Annotated in this window: 16 protein-coding genes; 9 read left to right on the top strand and 7 right to left on the bottom strand. The window is 40.4% G+C overall.

Annotation, left to right across the window (positions count from 1 at the left end; genetic code table 11):
- The first annotated feature begins 60 nt into the window (after positions 1-60).
- The 3 genes from RMZ95_RS09475 (at position 61) to RMZ95_RS09465 (ending at position 4,506) form a co-directional block, all read left to right on the top strand.
- Positions 61-687: a heme-copper oxidase subunit III gene (locus tag RMZ95_RS09475; RefSeq protein WP_104909637.1), complete on the top strand. Its 627-nt coding sequence runs from the start codon at positions 61-63 to the stop codon at positions 685-687.
- A 1,331-nt stretch (positions 688-2,018) separates the two neighbouring features.
- Entirely contained in the window at positions 2,019-3,176 is a 1,158-nt protein-coding gene (locus tag RMZ95_RS09470) for a serine/threonine-protein kinase (protein WP_322670238.1), read from the top strand.
- Between the two features lie 256 nt (positions 3,177-3,432).
- Entirely contained in the window at positions 3,433-4,506 is a 1,074-nt protein-coding gene (locus tag RMZ95_RS09465) for a PstS family phosphate ABC transporter substrate-binding protein (RefSeq protein ID WP_322670237.1), read from the top strand.
- A 93-nt stretch (positions 4,507-4,599) separates the two neighbouring features.
- Here the strand turns inward: RMZ95_RS09465 and RMZ95_RS09460 are convergent, their stop codons facing one another.
- The 3 genes from RMZ95_RS09460 to RMZ95_RS09450 all read right to left on the bottom strand — a co-directional run bounded on the left by RMZ95_RS09460 (position 4,600) and on the right by RMZ95_RS09450 (position 8,353).
- Complete coding sequence (locus RMZ95_RS09460) at positions 4,600-5,220, bottom strand: Uma2 family endonuclease (protein ID WP_322686463.1); 621 nt, start codon at positions 5,218-5,220, stop codon at positions 4,600-4,602.
- Between the two features lie 90 nt (positions 5,221-5,310).
- Positions 5,311-7,071, bottom strand: coding sequence for a tetratricopeptide repeat protein (locus tag RMZ95_RS09455; RefSeq protein ID WP_322686464.1), 1,761 nt, complete (start codon positions 7,069-7,071; stop codon positions 5,311-5,313).
- Positions 7,061-8,353 carry an ATP-binding protein gene (locus RMZ95_RS09450; protein ID WP_322670234.1) on the bottom strand — a complete coding sequence of 431 codons (1,293 nt, stop codon included), beginning with the start codon at positions 8,351-8,353 and terminating at the stop codon, positions 7,061-7,063. The genes RMZ95_RS09455 and RMZ95_RS09450 overlap by 11 nt, the downstream gene beginning before the upstream one ends.
- A gap of 672 nt (positions 8,354-9,025) precedes the next feature.
- On the opposite strand from RMZ95_RS09450, the gene RMZ95_RS09445 reads away from it, so the two are divergent.
- On the top strand, positions 9,026-9,655 hold the full coding sequence (locus RMZ95_RS09445; RefSeq protein ID WP_322686465.1) for a transposase: 630 nt from the start codon (positions 9,026-9,028) through the stop codon (positions 9,653-9,655).
- Between the two features lie 51 nt (positions 9,656-9,706).
- Here RMZ95_RS09445 and RMZ95_RS09440 read toward each other — a convergent pair whose 3' ends face one another.
- Positions 9,707-11,221: a phenylacetate--CoA ligase family protein gene (locus tag RMZ95_RS09440; RefSeq protein ID WP_322686466.1), complete on the bottom strand. Its 1,515-nt coding sequence runs from the start codon at positions 11,219-11,221 to the stop codon at positions 9,707-9,709.
- Between the two features lie 169 nt (positions 11,222-11,390).
- Here RMZ95_RS09440 and RMZ95_RS09435 point away from each other — a divergent pair, with 169 nt between their 5' ends.
- The 4 genes from RMZ95_RS09435 (at position 11,391) to RMZ95_RS09420 (ending at position 16,262) form a co-directional block, all read left to right on the top strand.
- A complete protein-coding gene (locus RMZ95_RS09435; RefSeq protein WP_322686467.1) occupies positions 11,391-13,091 on the top strand; it encodes a serine/threonine-protein kinase in 1,701 nt (566 codons plus the stop codon).
- 50 nt (positions 13,092-13,141) lie between these two features.
- Positions 13,142-15,316 (top strand): serine/threonine-protein kinase, encoded by a 2,175-nt coding sequence (locus tag RMZ95_RS09430; protein ID WP_322686468.1) that lies wholly within the window; start codon positions 13,142-13,144, stop codon positions 15,314-15,316.
- 261 nt (positions 15,317-15,577) lie between these two features.
- Positions 15,578-15,922 (top strand): hypothetical protein, encoded by a 345-nt coding sequence (locus RMZ95_RS09425; protein ID WP_322670222.1) that lies wholly within the window; start codon positions 15,578-15,580, stop codon positions 15,920-15,922.
- Between the two features lie 133 nt (positions 15,923-16,055).
- Positions 16,056-16,262, top strand: coding sequence for a hypothetical protein (locus RMZ95_RS09420; RefSeq protein WP_322669127.1), 207 nt, complete (start codon positions 16,056-16,058; stop codon positions 16,260-16,262).
- Between the two features lie 665 nt (positions 16,263-16,927).
- On the opposite strand, the gene RMZ95_RS09415 is transcribed toward RMZ95_RS09420, so the two are convergent.
- The 3 genes from RMZ95_RS09415 to RMZ95_RS09405 all read right to left on the bottom strand — a co-directional run bounded on the left by RMZ95_RS09415 (position 16,928) and on the right by RMZ95_RS09405 (position 20,110).
- Positions 16,928-17,809 (bottom strand): TauD/TfdA family dioxygenase, encoded by an 882-nt coding sequence (locus RMZ95_RS09415; RefSeq protein ID WP_322686469.1) that lies wholly within the window; start codon positions 17,807-17,809, stop codon positions 16,928-16,930.
- A gap of 280 nt (positions 17,810-18,089) precedes the next feature.
- On the bottom strand, positions 18,090-18,707 hold the full coding sequence (locus tag RMZ95_RS09410) for an NUDIX hydrolase (RefSeq protein WP_322686470.1): 618 nt from the start codon (positions 18,705-18,707) through the stop codon (positions 18,090-18,092).
- A 200-nt stretch (positions 18,708-18,907) separates the two neighbouring features.
- Positions 18,908-20,110, bottom strand: coding sequence for a phosphoglycerate kinase (locus RMZ95_RS09405; RefSeq protein WP_322670218.1), 1,203 nt, complete (start codon positions 20,108-20,110; stop codon positions 18,908-18,910).
- A gap of 89 nt (positions 20,111-20,199) precedes the next feature.
- Here RMZ95_RS09405 and RMZ95_RS09400 point away from each other — a divergent pair, with 89 nt between their 5' ends.
- The gene (locus RMZ95_RS09400) at positions 20,200-20,610 is read left to right on the top strand and encodes a universal stress protein (protein ID WP_322670366.1); all 411 of its coding nucleotides are present in this window, start codon (positions 20,200-20,202) and stop codon (positions 20,608-20,610) included.
- Positions 20,611-20,703: the final 93 nt, after the last annotated feature.

Genomic DNA, 20,703 nt, shown 5'->3' with positions numbered 1-20,703 from the left:
TTCTAATTCCTAACTTCTAACTCCCATTCCCCATTCCCCATTCTCCACTTATAAAAATTCATGCAAAGTCAAACTATTGACCCAGCTAAAACCGAACTAAATCATCACCATGCAGCGGAAGCGTCCGTCGGTCATCATGAAGAACATCCAGACCATCGGATGTTTGGGCTAATTGTCTTCCTAATTGCTGAAGGGATGATTTTTATGGGGTTGTTCGGAGCCTATTTGGCTTTCCGTGCTACCTTACCTGCATGGCCGCCAGCAGGTACTCCAGAATTAGAACTTTTGTTACCTGGAGTCAACACCATCAATCTAATTTCTAGTAGTTTTGTCATGCACAATGCCGATACTGCTATCAAAAAGAACGATGCGCGGGGTGCGCAAATCTGGTTAGCAATTACCGCTGCAATGGGTGCTATCTTCTTGGTGGGTCAAGTATATGAATATACCCATTTAGAATTTGGTCTAACTACCAATTTATTTGCGAGTGCATTTTACGTTTTGACTGGTTTCCACGGATTGCACGTTACCATCGGCGTTTTGGCAATCGTTGCCGTGTTGTGGCGATCGCGCCTTCCGGGTCACTATAGTAACGAAAAGCACTTTGGCATTGAAGCAGCCGAAATTTATTGGCACTTCGTTGACGTAATTTGGATTATTTTGTTCGGATTACTGTATCTACTGTAAGTATTAATTAACTAGTTGTTTAATCCACGCGGACAACTTAATCAGCCCCCTAATGGGGGCTTTTTTAATTAACAGAATAAAAATATCAATGAAAATGAATATAAAGACGTAGAAGTGCTACCCTTATGCAACAATACGCTTGGGTTAGCTCCAAAAACCTTAGACTTCTTGGCATTGTAGGGAAAAGGGTAAGCGGTAAAGGTTAAACAATTTTTCTGTATTGCCTTATACAAAGGTTATTAATATAAATAAGGCATATTTATTGCCTACCTAAAAAAGTTAAATAAAAAATATATAAAAATCAGCTTCAACTATTTATTCCAACTATTACTTTTGCTAGATGCAACTGAGTGATTGAAAGTGATAAAAAGGCGAGTAAAGTAAAAGGTGGGAAAAGTCGGAAAAGTAGGATGTTTTAGAGAAAGTATTGAAGAACCAGTTAATATACTGTAAATTAATGTTATGAGGACTGAGTAAACCAATAAATAAAGTTCGCAAATTTATACGGATTTATATTTAAGGAAATATAATTCTAATATTTATTTTAGTCATAAAAGTAGCAAGAAACTTGAAGTTATTGGCGAGATTGCAAGTATTGTAATTCGCTTTGCTTTCTCATTGAAGTATTTGATACCAATTCAAAAAATGTTTACGACAGATAACCCAACCTGCGCTGACACGCACCCTCCCCTTGCTAAGGGTAGGTAGGGATGGATTTTTTTTAACAATTGGTATCACATATATTAATTGGGGCATTTTGTGGAAGCGAATACGCATTAAAGATTTGCTATAATTATTAGTAAATTGAGATCGTAAAATGCGTGAGTAATTGAAAAGTTACACCTAACTATCTCAAAAACTTACCAAATCTTTTTTAGTTTTTTCGTCCAACTCACATCGATCTGACAACGCGATCGCAGTTAGTAACGACTAGAATCTGATGACAAAATGGTAGCGAACACTTTAAGTGCTATTTATGCCTTGAAATTTCACTGCTCAACGTTTTGTCAGTAATCAGACTTAACAGTTAAAAGAATTAACCATCTTAACTCATAAATCTTATTCTCTGCCCACAGTTTAAATACTGTGGACTAGTGTTAAATTTACTTAAGTGATAATATTACAGAAGTATTTCATAAATTAATTTTGTATTAAGATACTTGTAAGGGTATTCAACAAAGCAGTCAAGCAACTAAGCACCAAAGGTATCCAAAGCATAGGTCGCGCGATGGCTAACTGCCGCAAAGATCGGCAAATCTAGCAGCAAGCAGTTATTAATAACCTCACTCAAGCTCTGAATGGTCAGTAAATTAAGAAGTAGTATACGCCACATGAGCCAGAACCCTCTAGTTAGAAAAACACTCCGAAGTCGCTTTGAAACTGTCAAAGTGATAGGAAGCGGAGAATCTGGTAATACTTACTTAGTAGGGGGTGCTACACGTAACAGACATCGCTCCTCTTTCAACAGAAAAACACTTCGGAATCGCTTTGAGATTGTCAAACAGTTAGGAAGTGGCGGTTCTGGTGATACCTACTTGGCCATTGACTTGGATTTACCAGGACAACCTCATTGTGTAGTCAAACATTTTCATCCAAAAGATTCTAACCCAGCTGTTCTACCCATTGCTAAAAAGCTATTCGATCGGGAAGCAGAAGTTTTATACCAGCTAGGCAACAACCACGAGCAAATTCCGAGACTGTTTGCTCATTTTAATGAAGACGGGGATTTCTATTTAGTTCAGGAATATATTGACGGTCATGCCTTGACTCAAGAAATTGTCCCAGGTCAGCGTCTCAACGAGAATACAGTCGTAAATTTATTAAAAGACATCCTAGAAGTACTGGCTTTCGTCCACCAACACGATATTATTCACCGAGATATTAAGCCTCAAAACTTAATGCGGCGGTACTCCGATCGAAAGATTGTGCTAATTGATTTTGGGAGTATTAAGAAAATTGGTGCTTTGGGAGCAGGCTTAACAATTGCGGTTGGGACTCCTGGCTATATGCCAAGCGAACAGGCTAAGGGAAAGCCAAAACTTTGCAGCGATATTTATGCAGTCGGGATGATTGGCATCCAAGCTTTAACAGGTTTAATGCCTGAGCAATTACCAGAAGATCCCACTACTGGAGAAGTTATCTGGCGCGACAAGGCAGAGGTAAGTGATGCTCTGGCAAATATTTTAGATACAATGGTTCGCGATCGCTACAACCAGCGTTATCAGTCTGCCACAGAAGCTTTACAAGCACTTAATTCTGATGTAGCGTTATTACAGTCATCACAATCTCCTGACATCAACTACAAGGCTGATGATACCAATTTGCTAACTTATAGAAACTTTATTTTGCTACTGGGTATTGGTCTTGGTGCAACTACGAGTTTGATAGTAATAGTTTTAATCTATACATTTATTAATACGGGGACATCGCTTCCAAACCAACCTACTCCACTAAAGAGTTTTATAGAAAGATTGAGTTCCCGTTATTAACTAATATAAGTAGTCTACTAGCTAAATCAGCAGCTAATAAAAGAATCTGTCAAAGCAATTGCACCATTGCAAAAACTACCAAAGAGTAAATTTAATTTCACTAAATTAGAAAAGTTAATTATCTAGCAGCAATCATCAAACTGGCTATTAACTAGCTATTACAAATTTACTGTAAATTTAAATATTTCAAGATTACTGTAGGATAAATACCTAGATATTCCTGTAAGATAAATACAATGAAACAATATTTAAAAAAATGGACAATACAAATCAAAGAAAAGCTTTAATTAACAGCGAAATCTCCCTCTTTCTGAGAGGTTTGATTATTGGTAAAGTTCTCACACTTATGGTTATTGGCGGATTACTTTGGTGGTTATTGAAGCCAAATTTATTGTCTGGCAACAGCGTTAATTCCTCTAATCAAAATTTCAATCGCGTCTCTAAGAATGAATCAACTTTTCAGACAGTTGCTGATGTTCCCCCTGCATCATTCAACTACGGAGGTAGTACCGCTTGGGCATCTATTCGGCAATTGGTAGATTCTCAGATCCAGAGCGATCGCCCGGAACTACGATTACGCTACGTAAACCCTGTTAATGGTAGTCCTGGTTCTAGCTCTGGCATTCGGATGTTGCTTGATGGGAAAATAGACTTTGCTCAGTCTTCCCGTCCCCTCACAGATGAAGAACAAGCTATGGCAAAAGAGCGAGGCTTTACCCTTGAGGAACGCCAAGTGGGTAAAGATGGGATAGCAGTGGTAGTCAACCCATCACTCAATGTGCCTGGTTTAACTGTTGACCAATTGCAGCAAATTTATTTAGGTAAAATTACTAACTGGAATCAAGTCGGCGGGCCAAATCTACCCATCACAGCTTTTTCGCAACGACCAGAAGACGCAGATACAGTAATATTTCCTAGCAATAGCGACTTAAAGGGGCAAGCATTTGGCTCTAATGTGCAATATGTCTACTCGGCTACAGAGGCAGTGCGCCAACTCAGTAAAACCCCTGGTGGTGTGTATTATGCTTCTGCCCGTTCGGTAGTCTTTCAATGTAGCGTGAAGGCTTTACCATTGGGTCAGAGTTCCGATCGGCTAATTACCCCCTATCAAACGCCGATGGTTTCGCCTGAACAGTGTCCGCGTCAGCGCAACCAACTAAATACTCAGGCGATCGAAAATGGCAGCTATCCGATGATTGCGAATTTGTTTGTGATTATTAAGCAGAATAAAGGACGGGAACAGCAGATTGGAAATGCTTATGCCAATCTTTTATTAACCGATCAGGGACAAAGGGCAATTGAGAAAGCTGGTTTTGTTGGCGTTCGTTAGTAGATTTGCAGGACAATTGAGCAAGCTTCCCAGGGATACCCGACTTGTTTAAGAGGTCGGGTATCTAAAAGTATAGACTGTGTGCGATCGCGGCTAGAACTGGGAACTACCAGCTTGCAGAATCTGTTGAGCAATCAGGTTTAGTTCGGGAAAAATAGGTGATACGATGCGGTCATCGCCTCTAAATTGAGTAACTCGGTATTCACCGTCAACTAATTGGTAGATAGAGATAGTAGGTTGTCTAGGATTACCGATAAACTTTTTACCACCGATAGCTAAATAATCAACAATCCAATATTCTTTTATCCCTATTTGTTCATATTCACCTAGCTTTTTATAATAATCATCCCGCCAGTTAGTACTAATAACTTCAATCACTAAAGGGATAGAATCGGCAAACTCAACCGTAGAATATTTCTGCCAAAGTGGCTCTAATTTTAAAGCAGGACGGTTGAGTAATAGCAAGTCTGGAGAATAGCAAGACTGACTAATAGCAGATTTAACTAATGCTGTTTTTGGGATGAAATAAGGTAGACCATTGCGAACGTACTCAACTGCAATTTTTTCAACCAAAAACCCAACAATATCTTCATGCTCTCCTACTGATTGTGCCATTTCAACAATCACGCCATCATGTAATTCATACCTTCCACCTTCAGGACGCCAGGCTGCAAAATCTTCAAAGGTTACTAATTTGGGTATAGCTTGAGTCATAAATTGCCTCCCTTAGCTTATATATTGCGAACATTTTGAGTCATTTTTATTAGGTTTTTCATCACAGATCGTTTAAATCGCTACTTCCTTTTAATTATTCTGCATTGCTGCGGCAAGTTTCTCTAAATTTTGACGAACAGTAATACTACGGTGATGATTTACACCCCAGACTCGTTCGCAAATATCTAAAGCTTGCAAATAAAGCGGTTCTGCTTCACTGTAACGTCCAGTTTCACGATAAATTTCTGCCAGATTATTGAGACTTTCGGCAACATTGGGATGATTTTCTCCCAATAGGTGCTTATCAAGTTCTAAGGCTTTTATACATAAGGGTTCCGCTTCATTGTAACGTCCCTGTTCTCTGTACATATAACCCAGAGCATAGATCGTATCTGCTAATAGCGGATGCGCTTTTTGTAATACACGCTGCTTGAGTTCTAATGATTCTAAAAATAAAGATTCCGCTTCACTGTAGCGTCCTTGAGCGCGGTATATTAAACCTAAATTGTGCAAATCTGTGGCAACATCAGGATTTTCTTCTCCTAAAAATCGCTTATCTAATTCTATTGCTTGTTGCGACAAAGGTTCAGCTTCACTGTAACGTCCTTGATGATAATAAAGTAGCGCTAAATTATTTAGTATAAGAGCAAAAGAAAGATGATTTTCACCCAGCAGACGTTTTTCGAGTTCTAATGATTGCAAATACAAAGGTTCTGCTTCGTCATAACGTCCTTGTTCATCATATAGTAATGCCAAATTGTTCAGACTAGCGGCAACATCGGCATGGTTTTCTCCTAACAATCCTTTCCTCAGTTCTAAAGCTTGTTGATATAGGAGTTCTGCTTTACTATATTGTCCAGTAGATTTGTAAAGTCCTGCCAAATTATTCAGGCTAGTAGCAAAAGCAGGATGATTTTCTCCTAATAGGCGTTTTCTCAGTTCTAAAGCTTGTTTATATAAGGGTTCGGCTTCACTGTAGTTTCCCGTCGCACGATATATTCCTGCTAAATTGTTGAGACTATTAGCTAAATCTATCTGCAAACCTAATTCATTTTGTAACTCACTCGCTTTCCGCAAATATTTAATTGCTAATTCTTGTTCTTCTTGATAGTTTTGAGATTCACCCCGATCTAATCTGCTGTGGTAAATATCGCCCAATCTTGAGTATAAAGTAGCCAAGGTGGGGTCTTTAGCTCCACGTTCTTGTTCTACTTTCTCGATTAACCTTTGTAAATCTTGAATGGGTAAGAAAAAGCGATTAGTTTCATTAGTATCTGTGCTAGCTAATTCTGTATCTCGAAAAACAAAGCGGATATTTTCTAATTCTTTACCAGGAATAGCATTTGTCTTTTGAGATTCAAACCGAAATACACCGTTGCGCCAACTCCAAAAATCAGGAGCTTTTTTAATTAAGTTGACTAAAATTTGATTAGTTACCCAAAGCACGATCGCAAATGGAAATTCGCGCAATCCTTCCCTTGTCCACTGTAAGTAACCAAACAATTTCTCCTGTTCTGATTGCTCATTTCCCAATCTGAGAAAATACAATTGTTCAGCACCCGTCACAGTGATTACCGCCGGGTTCTGCTGACGGAGATATTCTTCTTGTTGTACCAGTTGGTTAATAGCAGCTTTGAGACTTGGTTCTTGACGTGCTAGAGTTACTCGATATACACCGAAGGCGGGTTGTAGTTCAGCTTCATATTGAGCAATAATCCGATCGCGAAAGCTAGCATCATCGCAAACCGCAATCAGTAAATTTAATCCTCGCTTTTGAGCTTCAATAGAAACAATTAAATCATCATACGCATCTTGATTTTCTCCTTCATCAAATAATTCCTCATTTAACATTAATGGCTCCCTGTCTTCTCAAGCTTTCGATAATAATTGGATGAACATCATACCAAGTTTCATCAGTGCGATATTCTAGAACATACAGCCCATGTAACAAATCTAAAAACTCTGCTTGTTTCGGGTCGTTGGGCATAAATTGTTCATAAACGCTCTGTAAAATATCGATATCAGTTTTTCCTAAGCGTATCGAAAAATCATTGCGAATTTTATTGATTGCTTGCAGAAGAATTTTATCATCAATAATAACTTCGGCTGAGGGGTTTCGCCGGATAGTTCGCAAACATATACGACAACATTCTTTAGAAATCCGAATTAATTCTCGCAATACGCCACCACTGTAAATCACAATTTTTTCAGCAGTTTCTACCGCGATTAATTCACTGGGAATCCGCTTTTGTAAAACTTCACCGAGAATCTTTGTTGCTTCCCGACGAGGTTGGGCATTCGGTAAGCGATTTTTACCTTTATCAAATATTTTTAATACAGGCATTGCCACAACTTGATCGTTGGTTTCAGTGGCAATTATTGTGCTAATAAATGTTTCTCGAAGGACTGCGATCGGGATAGTGTAGATAATTTGAAAGTTAGGTTGACAAAGAGCTTTAATGTTATCTCGATAAATTTCGTTAACTCTGCCTAAATCCAGTTTATCTAAATCATCAATAATTACTAAAACGTTTTGTTTAGTTGCAGCTTGAATTAAAGCAGCAATTTCATTAATTCTCGCAACTAAATCTGATAACTTGCGTTCAAATTCTTGCTTAATTTCATCCCGAACGCTTGCATCGGCTTTTAATTTCGAGCTAATCAACTTTAAAAGGTCAAAACCTATACTAGCTTCTGCTTGCAAATTTAATTCTTCAGTACGAGTGCGGGTAGCAAACCACTTATAAAGAGCTTCTTTAGTCGATTGTGGAATATCAACTCGGCGGGCTTCTGCCTCTGTCATTAAATTAACTGCGATCGCAAACAGTATATTAATATGATTAACTGCCGACATTTCAATTTTATCGGCAATAGAAAACAGAACTACAAAATATTTATCTTGAATTTGTCGGCTAAACTCAGCTAACAAAGTAGACTTACCACATCCTCGATGTCCTGTAAAGACTATTTTGCCATCTCCATTAGGACTATCTTCTACTAATTGGTTCAGGTCTGCAATCAAATCATCACCATATTCGACTCGAAATCTTTCCATTTCGTTCCGTTCCATTAAAGGAAACAGTTCGAGATTGCTGTATGCTTCTTGAAAGGAGTTTAATAAGTCTTGAGACATTGGATAGTGCTGTTAACGTGCTAACTATTCATATGATGGCTCATGATTTTTGCAGCACAAGTTTAGGTCATGTCTAGGATAGAGTATGCCTACATAACTTCTCAAATTCAGTTAATAAATAACTACTAAGTGAGTGGTATGTTATGTCTGAAAAAGAGATGCCCTAATTCCCACATTTCAACCTATCAATGAGTAACAGAGGTTAATAATCAATCAGACTGAATGATAGATTATACATTCGATAATTCAGACTGAATGATAGATTATACAGACAACATCCTAAAAGTTACTTAACATATAAATAAAATAAAATTTTCAGTTATAAAAATAAATTTTTAGTGTGCTTAGTCTCATCCCCCTCTAGCCAAAATGGCTAAGGTGTACACACAAGTCTGAAATAGCTGAAAAACCCAGGGTTTTTCTTCACCCTAACCCTCTCCTTGGAAAGGGCAGGGAACTAGATTTTTTTGTTTCCTCCCTTGGAAAGGAGAGATTAAGGGGGATAATTCGGCTGCGATCGCAAAAACGATCGCCCCTTGTAGAGACGCGATTCATCGCGTCTTTATTTCCCACATTTACATAATGAGAATAATTCCGAGTTTTTTGGGTTGGCAATTACATAAATACAAGGCAATACTTACATAAATTTTTGTATCAATCAAAGATGTAATTATGAATAATGACGATCCTCAACCAAAAAACAACAACCCTAAATACAAAGGTAAATATCGAATTGATTCAACGCGTTTGCCAGCATGGAGTTATACCAGTAATGCTGGATATTTCGTTACTATTTGCACCGAAGGTAAAAAATGCTTTTTTGGTGAAGTTGTGCAGGGTAAAATGCAGCGATCGCCAATTGGAGAAATTACTCAGAAATTGTGGTACGAGATTCCTAATCATTTTTCTAATTGCCAGATAGATTCATTTTGCGTCATGCCTAATCATATTCATGGAATTTTGGTTATTAATCAAATACGACAAGAAGGCGTGATGAATCAAACGCAGGAAGAAGACGCGATGAATCGCGTCTCTACAAGGGGGGATGGGCAACGGGGTGGAGTTACTGGATTATTTAATCCGATGTTGTCTAAAAATTCCCTTTCTAAAATTATTAGGTGGTACAAAGGACGATGTACATTTGAAATTAATCAAATATATAAAGGTTTTGGATGGCAAGAAAGGTTTCATGACAACATAATTCGTAATGAATTCGCCCTCGATCAAATTAGACAATATATTATCAACAACCCAATCAATTGGGAACGCGATCGCGAACAACCACCCCATTCCCCCTTGTAGAGACGCGATTCATCGCGTCTTCTTGTGTTTGATTATTCATCGCATCTTGTACTATTGACGGGTATAACGATGTTTCACCCCAATCGGGAAATATTCAAAATCACCCATTGGCGCTAATGTAACCTGTGGTGTTTGATATTCTACCGGAACATAATTAGCAAACTCGCTATTTAGACGTAACAATTGTGAAAGAATCGAAGATGCGATCGCTTCTTTTTGATCTTCACTACCCTCTACCCCGACTGCTAATTCCACAACTACAGACAAAAATCGGTTTTTATCTGCATCTTCCTTCACCTGCAACACGAATTTACCTGTCACCCATTCTTGAATTCCTGGTTGTTCTAATCCCACCGTCACATTTTCGGGATAGATATTTGCCCCAAAGTAAGAAACTGTAAAGTTAGAACGTCCAAAGACATAAACAAAAGGTAGCTGATGAATACCTCTTGGTGATTCTTGAGTATCAGAACGCAAATTTTCCAGCGGATTAAATCCCCATTCTGCTAAAAATTGCAGCATTGCATCATAACTAATTATCCCGCCAGTATCCAAAATGTCATAACGCACTAAGGGAATGCCGTTATCTCCCGAAAACAGCAATCCGCCATCTTGAGCTTCAAAAAAGCGAGTGAAAGGATCGTATTGTACTAGTGTGGGTAAACGCGATTCTCCAAATAAAGCTCTCGCTGCATCGGGATTTTCTGCTAAAAAACGGCGGATACAGATACTTAACGGTGTTTCATTACCCAAAACTCCTGCATCCGCAGTGCCGTAAAGTGATGCAAAATCATAACAAGGATTTTGCGAACCAACTCTTTGAGCAACTAAACTCCGCCATTCTTCACTAAATACTTCTCCCGCCATCACTAATTTAATCTGATATTGCTGCCACTCCACACCACGAGCGATACCAGTATCAATCACATCTTTTAAAAATGGCGGGTATCCCAATAACACCACTTGCTCAAAATCTGAACCAAGTTCTTGGACAACTCGCAAGATTTCTTCTTTGTTGTTACCAGGAGTAATTACAGTGATGGGATAACCTTTGCTAGCAAGATAACGACAGCAATTAGTGGTAAACATCCCACCTACCCAAGTGCCTAAAGTGAAACAAATCACTGCTAGAGTACGTCTGGTATCTGCATAGAAACTATCGTGAAAAATCTGTTCAAAGCGTGTGGCGATTTGGAGTTCATCTGTGAAAAAACGAGGCCAAAATGTCGGTTTACCACTAGAACCTGAGGAAGCAGCTATCATGTCGCACTCTTGGAGTTGTCCGTTACGGCACAAGTCAGCTAGAGGATAACGCAGTATATAATTTTGTTTAGCGATCGCTGGTAGTTTTTGAAACTCCTCTAAGGTTTGAATAGTCGCGGGATTAATTTCCCTTTCTGCTAAAAACGCCTTGTAGGCTGGTACATTCGCCGCCACATCGTGAAATAAGCTCAAAGCTGCCGAAGTTGGAGTGTTGAGATGCCTTTGCAGTAGAGTTTCTAGGGGGGTAGACAAAAAATCTTCAAATGCTTTAATTACTTGCTGATGTCTTGATTTGCCGTTCATGACACTTGCTTATTTATCCTGAAGTAGAACCAACACCGTTTAAAATAATTCGTAATTCGTAATACTCGCCTTCATGCGAGAAGCAAGCTACGTAATTCGTAGAATATCCGAAAATGAGGGTATGTGCGTTGTAGTCATTAAATAAAACCTTAATTTATCCTTCAGCACCATGCAGCTCTATTGCAGTAAACAACACACAAATAATGGTAGTAACCGCTTTTGCACCCATTGTGGCGAACCATTACCTCTTGCTGTGGGACAGGTTGTGGATAATCGCTATCAAATTATCCGTCATTTAGGACAGGGCGGCTTTGGACGCACCTATTTGGCGGAAGATATCAATAAATCTCATCAAACCTGTGTGCTGAAGGAATTTGCACCCCAAGTACAAGAAAATCAAGATTTACAAAAAGCTAAAGAGTTATTTGAGAGAGAAGCAAATGTCCTGAAAAAACTCCAGCATCCACAGATTCCGCGTTTTCACGCCTCGCTACAAGTGAAGATAGGCACTAAAGATTTTTTCTTTTTAGTGCAAGATTATGTGGATGGTGATAACTACTACCAGTTATTAGAACAGCGTGAAAGTCAAGGAAAAACCTTTAGTGAAGAGGAAGTAATCATCCTCCTGCAACAAATTTTACCTGTATTATCCTACATCCACTCACGAGATGTAATTCACCGTGATATCTCTCCCGATAATCTCATCTGGCGGCGTTCTGATAATCTACCAGTGCTAATTGATTTTGGTGGCGTCAAGCAATTGCCAGCTTCTCAAGGTTTTTGGCGTACCAAGTTGGCTGAAAATAATACTTTGCTGGGTAAAAAAGGCTACGCTCCGGAAGAACAGCTACGGCAGGGAAAGGCATTTTTTAGTAGCGATCTATATTCTTTAGCGGTAACATCACTGGTGTTACTCACAGGTCAAGAACCGCAGAAACTATACGACAGCTATCAGGGAATTTGGAGGTGGGGAAAAGAAATCCGAGTTAGTCCCAAACTAGAAGCAGTGTTAAAAAAGATGCTGGCTTATCGACCGAGCGATCGCTACCAACGAGCCGAGCAAATCCTCAGAGATTTACCATCGCCAACCGTAACTAAATCTTCAGGCAATTATATTACCACCAAGATCAAGACGATGGTAGTTGCTCCGGGAAGACAACGCGCCAGTGCTGTTGTAAGTAGATTTCAGAGGCAAACACAAGCAATTGTGAAACCGGCATCTTTCCCTGTTTGGATTCGCCCTTTTGTGATGAGTTTAGGGGGAACGGCTTTAGTTGTTTTAACTGGTGCAGGTGCTTGGGCGGTAGTAAATGCAGTGATTAAGAGTGTAACTTCAATTACTATCCCATCAATTTCATTACCGCAAATCCCCCAGTTTCCCAATCCTAGCGGTAAACCAGTCGGTAACAAAGGAAAAAATAGCGACCTCCAGAAAATTATCAGTCGTCGTCAAGAGTTAGAAATTACTGAAGGATTTTTTATTCGCACAGTAGATGATTTATTTTATACAAAAAAACCAGAATTAAAGGGACGTAGCCTGACATCTAAACCTGAAGACGCTGGTTTACGAGATGAATGGTCTGATATTGCCGATAATTTATTGGATAAACTAGAACAGGCTGACCTCAGTACAGCAGCTCGTAGGAAATTGGGTAACTATAGTCAAAAAGATTACGATACATGGAGACAACAAGCGCGATCGGGGCAGTTTGGCAACTATACAATCGATCAATTGACTAAAGACACCAATGAAAAATTCGATCGCTTGTTTCCCGATCAACAGCGTAAGAAACTCAATCAACAGACTTTTGGTCAAATTTGGTATGCGATCGCAGCCGATCGAGTCAGTAAAGAACAATCTGGCAAATAAGGCGACTGGGGAAGAGTAACTAATAACCAATGACAAATGACAAATGACAAATGACAAAAATATATTGTTCTAAAGGACATGAAAATTCCCCAGGTAGCCGCTTTTGTCTCCAGTGTGGTGAGAATTTGTTGGATACGCCCATGAATTATAGTATCCAACCAGGAATGACTTTAGGCGATCGCTATGCGATCGTGCGTCAAATTGGCCAAGGTGGCTTCGGACGCACTTATTTAGCTGAAGATATCAACCGTTTCCGCGAACTTTGTGTTTTAAAAGAATTTTCCCCCCAAGTTCAAACCGCTTACGTTGTCCAAAAAGCTGAAGAACTTTTCGAGAGAGAAGCGAGTGTTCTTTATAAACTGCAACATCCCCAAATTCCCCGCTTCCGGGAACTGCTGCGGCTGAATTTAGGGGGCAAAGAATATCTATTTTTGGTGCAAGATTATGTAGAAGGGGAAACTTACAATTCTTTGTTAAATGCCCGGATACAACAGGGTTTGCGCTTTACAGAGGCGGAAATACGCCAATTGTTCTTTTCAATTTTGCCAGTGTTGGAATACATTCACTCACTAGGAGTAATTCATCGAGATATTTCCCCAGATAATTTAATGCTTCGGACTGTTGACAAACTGCCAGTTTTAATTGATTTTGGCGGTGTCAAACAAGTAGTAGCAACCGTAGCTTCTGAATATTACCAACCCGGTATGGTTGCACCTCCGCCAGCACCAACCTTATTAGGTAAAATCGGATTTGCGCCCCCAGAACAAATGCAAACTGGGTTAGTATCCCCCCACAGCGACTTGTATGCTTTGGCCGCAACAATGTTGGTTTTACTGACAGGGAAACAACCCCAAGAATTAATTGATACCTATACTCTCAGTTGGCAATGGCGACGGGAAGTTAATCTGAGTCAAGATTTGGCACAGGTATTAGATAAAATGCTATCTGCTAGACCCAGCGATCGCTATCAATCAGCCCGTCAAGTACTCCAAGCCCTCAACTCACCTCCAGCAAACTATCCGCCAACTCAATATCCCACTCCACCACAACCCACATCCGCCACCGTCGCCGTCTCTCCACCTCCCCCACCTTCCCCAACCCCTCCATATCCCTCATATCCCTCATCTTCCCCCTCTTCCTCGTGGTGGACGCCAACAAAAACCTTCCTGGTGGCGGCGCTAGTCGCTGGTAGTGTGGGATTAATTTGGTGGGGATTGAATGGCAGACGAGATGTGGGGCAAGTCGATCCTAATCCTACAGCCAGCCCCATTCCAACCAGCGAACAACCAACCGATCCTCTAGCGCAATATTCGCCAGCAGAACGAGAACGCAAAGAAAGATTAAGCGATCGCCGTCAACAGTTGGGTATTGACTCTAACTTCTACGTGAACTTGGTGAATCAAGTTTTTTGGGACAGAAATCCCAGTTTACGGGGACGTACTCTCAGCAATGGCCCTGAAGATGAGAGTTTGCGCGCAGAGTGGGATAAAACAGCTTCGGAATTACTAGAAAAGCTTGCACCACTGAGTAATAATGCCCGCCAAAAACTGGGAACTTACACAACTGCTGAACGCGATCGCTGGAAAGCAGAAGTCAACAAAATCAACGTTGGTAGCCGTTCTTTGTATGATTTGGGAGATACTGCTTTTTTAAGTGTATTTCCTGAGCAGCGGGGTAAAAGTTTCCAAGGTCAGCCCATTGGACAAGTTTGGTATGGATTTGTTAGCGATCGACTCAGTGCAATCCTTGACGGTAGCGCTTTTCAGAAACTTGTCTTCGATCCTGGGGCTACTGGCAAAACAGTCAATGGTACTCTCCAATCTGGTGGTGGGAAAGTATTCATTGCTGGACTTGCCAAAAACCAATCTCTAGACTTGAAGCTAGAAGCAAATTCCCAAGTCTTGTTATCAGTCTATTCACCCTCTGGCAAAATTCGATTTTTAGAAGATTCTACCAAGCGTAGTTTGTCAACTAAATTACCAGAAAATGGATTTTATGAGTTTGTCGTAGTTTCCACAGCAACGAAACCAGTAGATTATCAACTCACTATTACAGCAGAAAATCCCACCGCTCCCCCACCACCAACACCCACGCCCACGGAAACATCCACGCCGACACCAACACCCACAGCAATCCCGACACCCACACCAACACCCACGCCTACAGAAACCTCCACACCTGAACCGGAACCTACACCAATACCAACTCCTGAGACAACGCCATAGTACCGCAAGGCGGAAGTCAAAAGTCAAAAGTTTGTATATCAAGGCTTTTGCTTGTTTAAAATGGTCGCTTGATTTCCGCCGCGCTGTACTAGTATTGGTGTTTAGACTAAGAAAGGACAAAATGACCCAGTAGTGCTGAGTTAAGGATCTCAAAATGTATATAGTTAAAAGTCGAAGATTTAAATTAACTTTGAGGCTTATTTCCTTTGTTTAATAGTGCCTTTTTTAATAATACTTATAGCTAAGACCGCAAAAAAAGTGATGAAATGGATAATTTTTTATATAACAAAACCATTAGTAATCTCAGCAATCATAGGATCAATCATAGGATCGCTCTGGGCAATATTTTATCTACTGTATAGCCAAAATATTCAAATAACTCTCAAATTATTTTTCTACTCATTTTTGGGAGGATTGCTTGGTGGAATAATTGGTGGTTTTATTGGTCATCTAGTTGGTTCGAGGGTATCTGAAGAATTTTCAGGTGATTTCTTTATTACCTCTGAAGGCGCAAGTTGGATTATTTGGCTTTCAATTTTCTGGATTATAGGCATTATTGTGGGAGCAGTTTTAGGAGGATTGATTTTTATCAGATTTTATTCATAATCCGTTCTGGATAAGTACGTGTTTATAGATCCTATTCGTGCGTATTTTTTAGTTTTTTGTCGAATTTCCGTCTTTTATGTTATGTGTTTAACTATAAATTTTTCCGGCTCATACTACTATACATATATTATAAATGAAAACTCAAAGTATTATTGTAATCGTAACGATTCCAACAGTTATTTTAGGAATGCTTGGAGCAATTTGGGCAATATTTTATTTCAGATATACCCAAAATATTCAAGCAAGTTTTGAATTGTTTTTCTACTTCTTTTGTGCCGGTTTGATTGCTGGAATAGTTAGTCTAATTATTGGTATTTTATTTAAGTCGATACTTTATTAAAGTATCAGGTTTGGGATGGACATTATTAGAAGGTTCTTTGAGAGAGAGTACACTAGTAGTACTTTTGTATACCTAAATAGTAATAGTTAATGTTTCGCTCTCTAGTGGTCAAACTTTAGCTATTCTCATTGCTGCACCTTTATTAGAGGATGTTTGAAAAGTCGTATTGTCGGTATAAAAAGTTATAGATACCCCTAAATCCCTCGATATATTGGAGGACTTTGATTCCCGTTCCCACTTTTTTAAGGGGAGCTAGGTAAAATACTTTTCAAACAACCTCTAAAGTCTAGCTAGTAGTCTCTCAAGTTTAAATTGATAGGTAAGTAAGTTCGTAGTAAAGACTTTAGTCCTTAGTTTTCTAAGCACTAAAATGCTTACTACAAACTTTTCATTACTAGCTTAGACATTAAACCTCTTGCAAAAATCCTTGAATACCCCTCCCCAACCCTCCCCGATGTGTTGAGGAGGGGGCAATATTTCAAGTTTCCCCCCTTATAAAGGGGGGATTAAGGGGGGGTCTATTCGACTTTTGCAAGAGGTCTATTGTAGTAGTACAACACGGCGGAAATAAACATACCATTTCAAATCAACAAAACGCTTATGCTGCATTAATTTTGAATTTTGAATTTTGAATTTTGAATTCCGCCTTGCGGTAGTAGTATCTTTCAATCTGTTTGCACTACACCTAAACGCAACGCAATTCGCTGGTGTTTGGTTGGATCGTAAGGTCTACCTCTGTGCATCACTTGTGAATTGTCCCAAAAAATAATATCTCCTGGCTGCCAAACATGGGAGTAAACTGGCGTGCAGTCTAGAACAGTCGCAAACAAATCCTCCCAGAAACGTTTTGCTTCCTCTGCCCGATCTTCCATACCAACTGCGATCGCAGTGTCCGAACCTAAATATAATCCCTTTTTACCAGTGACTTTGTGAGTGGACACAATGGGATGCAGTTTCTTCGGTATATCAGTATCTGCATTGGGTTTTTTAGAAAACATTGGTGGCGAGTGATACATCGACATCTGCTCTAATTGCTGCTGATGTTGAGGATCTAGGTTATTGTAAGCTTCTACCATATCGAGAAACTCAGTAGTGTGAGGTTGTCCATCTACACCTTGCGGCACTTGTATTCCATAAAGCATCACAACATATAGTGCGTTCATATCCAGTCCCTCTGTACTAGGGAGACCATCTTTATCATGATGCCATTGCCATGCATATTTCCCGGCTGGATCGGGAACCGGCCCCTTCGGATTGCCCAATATATAAACATATTGGCTTTGTAAGTCTGGATTAATCTCAGGATCTAATGTTTTCGGAGGGCCGCCAAACATAAAATCGCCAAAAATCTGCTTGGCAAATTCTTTTAATTGTTGTGCAGTTATCTGTTGCTGTCTGACGACTACAACGCCATGTTTCCAAAGTGATTCTTTTAATTCACGCGACTCTATTTCTGTGAGGCAGTTAAGATTGCAACCGCGCAGGACTTCAATTCCGAGTCTTGGGTGGTGCTGGATTGTTTGTTGTTGTTGAGTAATTTGAGTCATTGCTATGCATTTATTTTGGAAGCAAACTATCGGATAAAACTATATAGTTAATTAGTGTAGATAGGAAATTTCTGTAGTATCTTATCTAAAAAAGTTGCCCAAGTATATTAAATATTGAAGGGGCTATAGGACTCATATTTGATTTCTGAAAAAACTCAGTACACCTTTATTCCTATCTTCCCAGTCCCCATTACCCCTTATCCCCAGAGGGGGCCCCACCATCCCCAGTCCCTAGTCCCCGATCTTTACGAGTAATCAGGAATCAAATAGGATTGCTATACTAATCAAAGTCTGTCGGTAAATTTGGTTGGCGATAATGTTGAAAAAGTCGATTGATTTGTGCTGGTGTCACACGTCCGAGAGAAAGTTCTGGTAACGCACCTTCAGAAAAAAAACCTACTTCTTCAGTTTCAATACTTGATGATGGAGAACCACCAATAAGTTCACAGTGAAAAAACAACTTGTAGATATAAAACGGTAATGGTGGATGTCCCTGTTTGTTTCTGTCATAGACTGCTAAAAGTTTGATAGCGCGTGCTTGATATCCCGATTCTTCATATACTTCTTTCACAACTGCCTCACTGGGCGACTCGCCGACATCAGCCCATCCACCAGGTAAAGTCCAGCAGCCGTCTACTCGTTCCTTGACTAACAATATAGTATCGTCACGGAAAATAGCTGCCCGCACATCAACTTTAGGAGTTGCATATCCGACTTCACGGCTAAATAAATCGAGGACATAGCTGTGTTCTACATTTGAGTAACTCGCCATGATTTCCGTGGCGATCGCTCGTAATTGTTTGTAACGTTCTATATCAAAAGGGTTTTCAGAATAGGTTAGACCATTTTGAGCGATCGCTTGTAAATTTTGCGCCCATTCCAGCCATTTAGGTTGCATATATTTTTCTCATGTTGAGGATTGGGCATTGGGCATGGGGCATTGGGCATTGGGCATGGGGCATTGGGCATTGGGCATTGGGCATGGGGCATTGGGCATTGGGCATGGGGTATTGGGAAGGGACAAGGAAGAAACTTGTTCAATATTTCTCCCTTATCCCCCTAGTCCCCAGTCCCCAGTCCCCAGTCCCCAGTCCCTACTTAAGCATCATCTAAAGCTGCAATTCCAGGCAATACCTTCCCTTCAAGTAACTCCAAGCTAGCGCCGCCGCCGGTGGAGATGTGGCTCATTTGGTCGGCTAAACCAACTTTTTCTACAGCCGCTACTGAGTCACCACCGCCGATAATGGTAGTTGTGCCAGTTTTACCGATTTCAGCGAGGGTATGAGCGATCGCTTCCGTACCTGCGGCAAACTTATCAAACTCAAACACACCCATTGGCCCGTTCCAAATTACCGTTTTGGTATCTGCAAGGGCATCTTGGAAAACTTTTACTGAGTCTGGCCCAATATCCAAACCCATACCATCATCGGGGATGTTCTCAATGCTGACGGTTGTCGCATTAGCATCAGGAGCAAACTTATCTGCTGATACTATATCTGTAGGTAACAAGAAGGTAACACCCCGTTCTTTAGCCTTCGCTTCCAAAGACTTCGCTAGTTCTAGCTTGTCCTCTTCTACCAATGACTTGCCAACACTCAAACCACGGGCTTTGTAGAAGGTGAAAATCATCCCACCACCGATGATTAGCTTGTCGCACTTCTCCAGCAGTGTTTCAATCACACCAATTTTACTGGAAACTTTGGAACCGCCAATAATTGCCGCCAAAGGACGTTGGGGATTTTCAATGGCGTTTTGCAGATATTCCAATTCCTTCTCAACTAAATATCCAGCTACGGAAGGACTGAGGAATTTTGTCACACCTTCAGTAGAAGCATGGGCGCGGTGTGCAGTACCAAAAGCATCATTTACATAAAAATCAGCATTAGCTGCCAATTTTTTGGCAAATTCTGGCTCGTTTTTCTCTTCTTCTGGGTAAAAACGGACATTTTCGAGTAACAGCACTTGGCCATTTTGCAGGGCGCCAACTTTAGCTGCAACTTCATCGCCAATGGAATCATCAGTTTTAATAACTTCTTGCCCCAGTAACTCCGACAGACGCTTGGCAACGGGAGTTAGGCGTAATTTGTCATCTACACCCTTGGGACGGCCAAAATGACTTGCGAGAATGACTTTAGCACCCTTCTGCGTCAAATCTTGGATGGTTGGTAGAGCGGCGCGAATGCGAGTATCGTCAGTAATGTTGCCTTGATCGTCGACAGGCACATTAAAGTCAACCCGCACTAAGGCACGTTTCCCAGAGATATCAGCCGAAGATAAACTTGCTAAACTTTTTTTGGACACACCAAACTCTCCTGATTGCCTTTTTGTTATTGTTTTGAAAGTAGAACCATCAAGATTTTACCGGAGTCAGGGGTACCCAAGTGACAGATATATTTAAGACGGTATTATTTCCTATCGATCAAAGCCGGGAAACGCGGGAAGCTGCTGATGTTGTCACCAACGTAGTCAAAAAATACAGCAGTCGCTTGGTACTGCTGTCTGTGGTAGAAGAAGCGCCTCCAGACGCACCTAGCGCCGACGATCCAATGGTGTCGCCAGAGGTAGTTGCGAAACTACTGGAAAATGCCCAATCTTTATTTTCTGGGCAAGGAATTCAATCTGAAACCTTGGAAAGGAAAGGCAAACCAGCTTTTACGATCTGCGATGTCGCTGATGAAATTGGGGCAGATTTAATTATCATGGGCTGTCGGGGGCTAGGTTTGACTGAAGAGGGAGCGGATGATAGCGTTACCACTCGCGTGATTAACCTTTCTCCTTGCCCAGTGTTGATTGTGCCTTAGCAGTGTGTTGCTCAATACTAGTTGTAGTGCGATCGCTAATAAAAAGTTCTGCGGTTGTTGTAAAAAGGGGGCTGAGGAAGGTTGTCCTAGATT

The sequence above is a fragment of the Nostoc sp. DedQUE07 genome (genome assembly GCF_034530975.2).
In the GTDB taxonomy this organism is placed as follows: domain Bacteria; phylum Cyanobacteriota; class Cyanobacteriia; order Cyanobacteriales; family Nostocaceae; genus Nostoc.
Note: the sequence above shows the minus strand (reverse complement) of the source record. Positions and strands in the feature narration are given on the sequence as shown.

Bases quoted from the DNA above. Each gene is read 5' to 3' on its own strand.
- RMZ95_RS09420 (WP_322669127.1), top strand. From the start codon at position 16,056: ATGAAAACTCAAAGTATTATTGTAATCGTAACGATTCCAACAGTTATT.
- RMZ95_RS09440 (WP_322686466.1), bottom strand. From the start codon at position 11,221: ATGAACGGCAAATCAAGACATCAGCAAGTAATTAAAGCATTTGAAGAT.
- RMZ95_RS09455 (WP_322686464.1), bottom strand. From the start codon at position 7,071: ATGTTAAATGAGGAATTATTTGATGAAGGAGAAAATCAAGATGCGTAT.
- RMZ95_RS09430 (WP_322686468.1), top strand. From the start codon at position 13,142: ATGACAAAAATATATTGTTCTAAAGGACATGAAAATTCCCCAGGTAGC.
- RMZ95_RS09460 (WP_322686463.1), bottom strand. From the start codon at position 5,220: ATGACTCAAGCTATACCCAAATTAGTAACCTTTGAAGATTTTGCAGCC.
- RMZ95_RS09450 (WP_322670234.1), bottom strand. From the start codon at position 8,353: ATGTCTCAAGACTTATTAAACTCCTTTCAAGAAGCATACAGCAATCTC.
- RMZ95_RS09415 (WP_322686469.1), bottom strand. From the start codon at position 17,809: ATGACTCAAATTACTCAACAACAACAAACAATCCAGCACCACCCAAGA.
- RMZ95_RS09425 (WP_322670222.1), top strand. From the start codon at position 15,578: ATGAAATGGATAATTTTTTATATAACAAAACCATTAGTAATCTCAGCA.
- RMZ95_RS09475 (WP_104909637.1), top strand. From the start codon at position 61: ATGCAAAGTCAAACTATTGACCCAGCTAAAACCGAACTAAATCATCAC.
- RMZ95_RS09470 (WP_322670238.1), top strand. From the start codon at position 2,019: ATGAGCCAGAACCCTCTAGTTAGAAAAACACTCCGAAGTCGCTTTGAA.
- RMZ95_RS09465 (WP_322670237.1), top strand. From the start codon at position 3,433: ATGGACAATACAAATCAAAGAAAAGCTTTAATTAACAGCGAAATCTCC.
- RMZ95_RS09435 (WP_322686467.1), top strand. From the start codon at position 11,391: ATGCAGCTCTATTGCAGTAAACAACACACAAATAATGGTAGTAACCGC.
- RMZ95_RS09410 (WP_322686470.1), bottom strand. From the start codon at position 18,707: ATGCAACCTAAATGGCTGGAATGGGCGCAAAATTTACAAGCGATCGCT.
- RMZ95_RS09445 (WP_322686465.1), top strand. From the start codon at position 9,026: ATGAATAATGACGATCCTCAACCAAAAAACAACAACCCTAAATACAAA.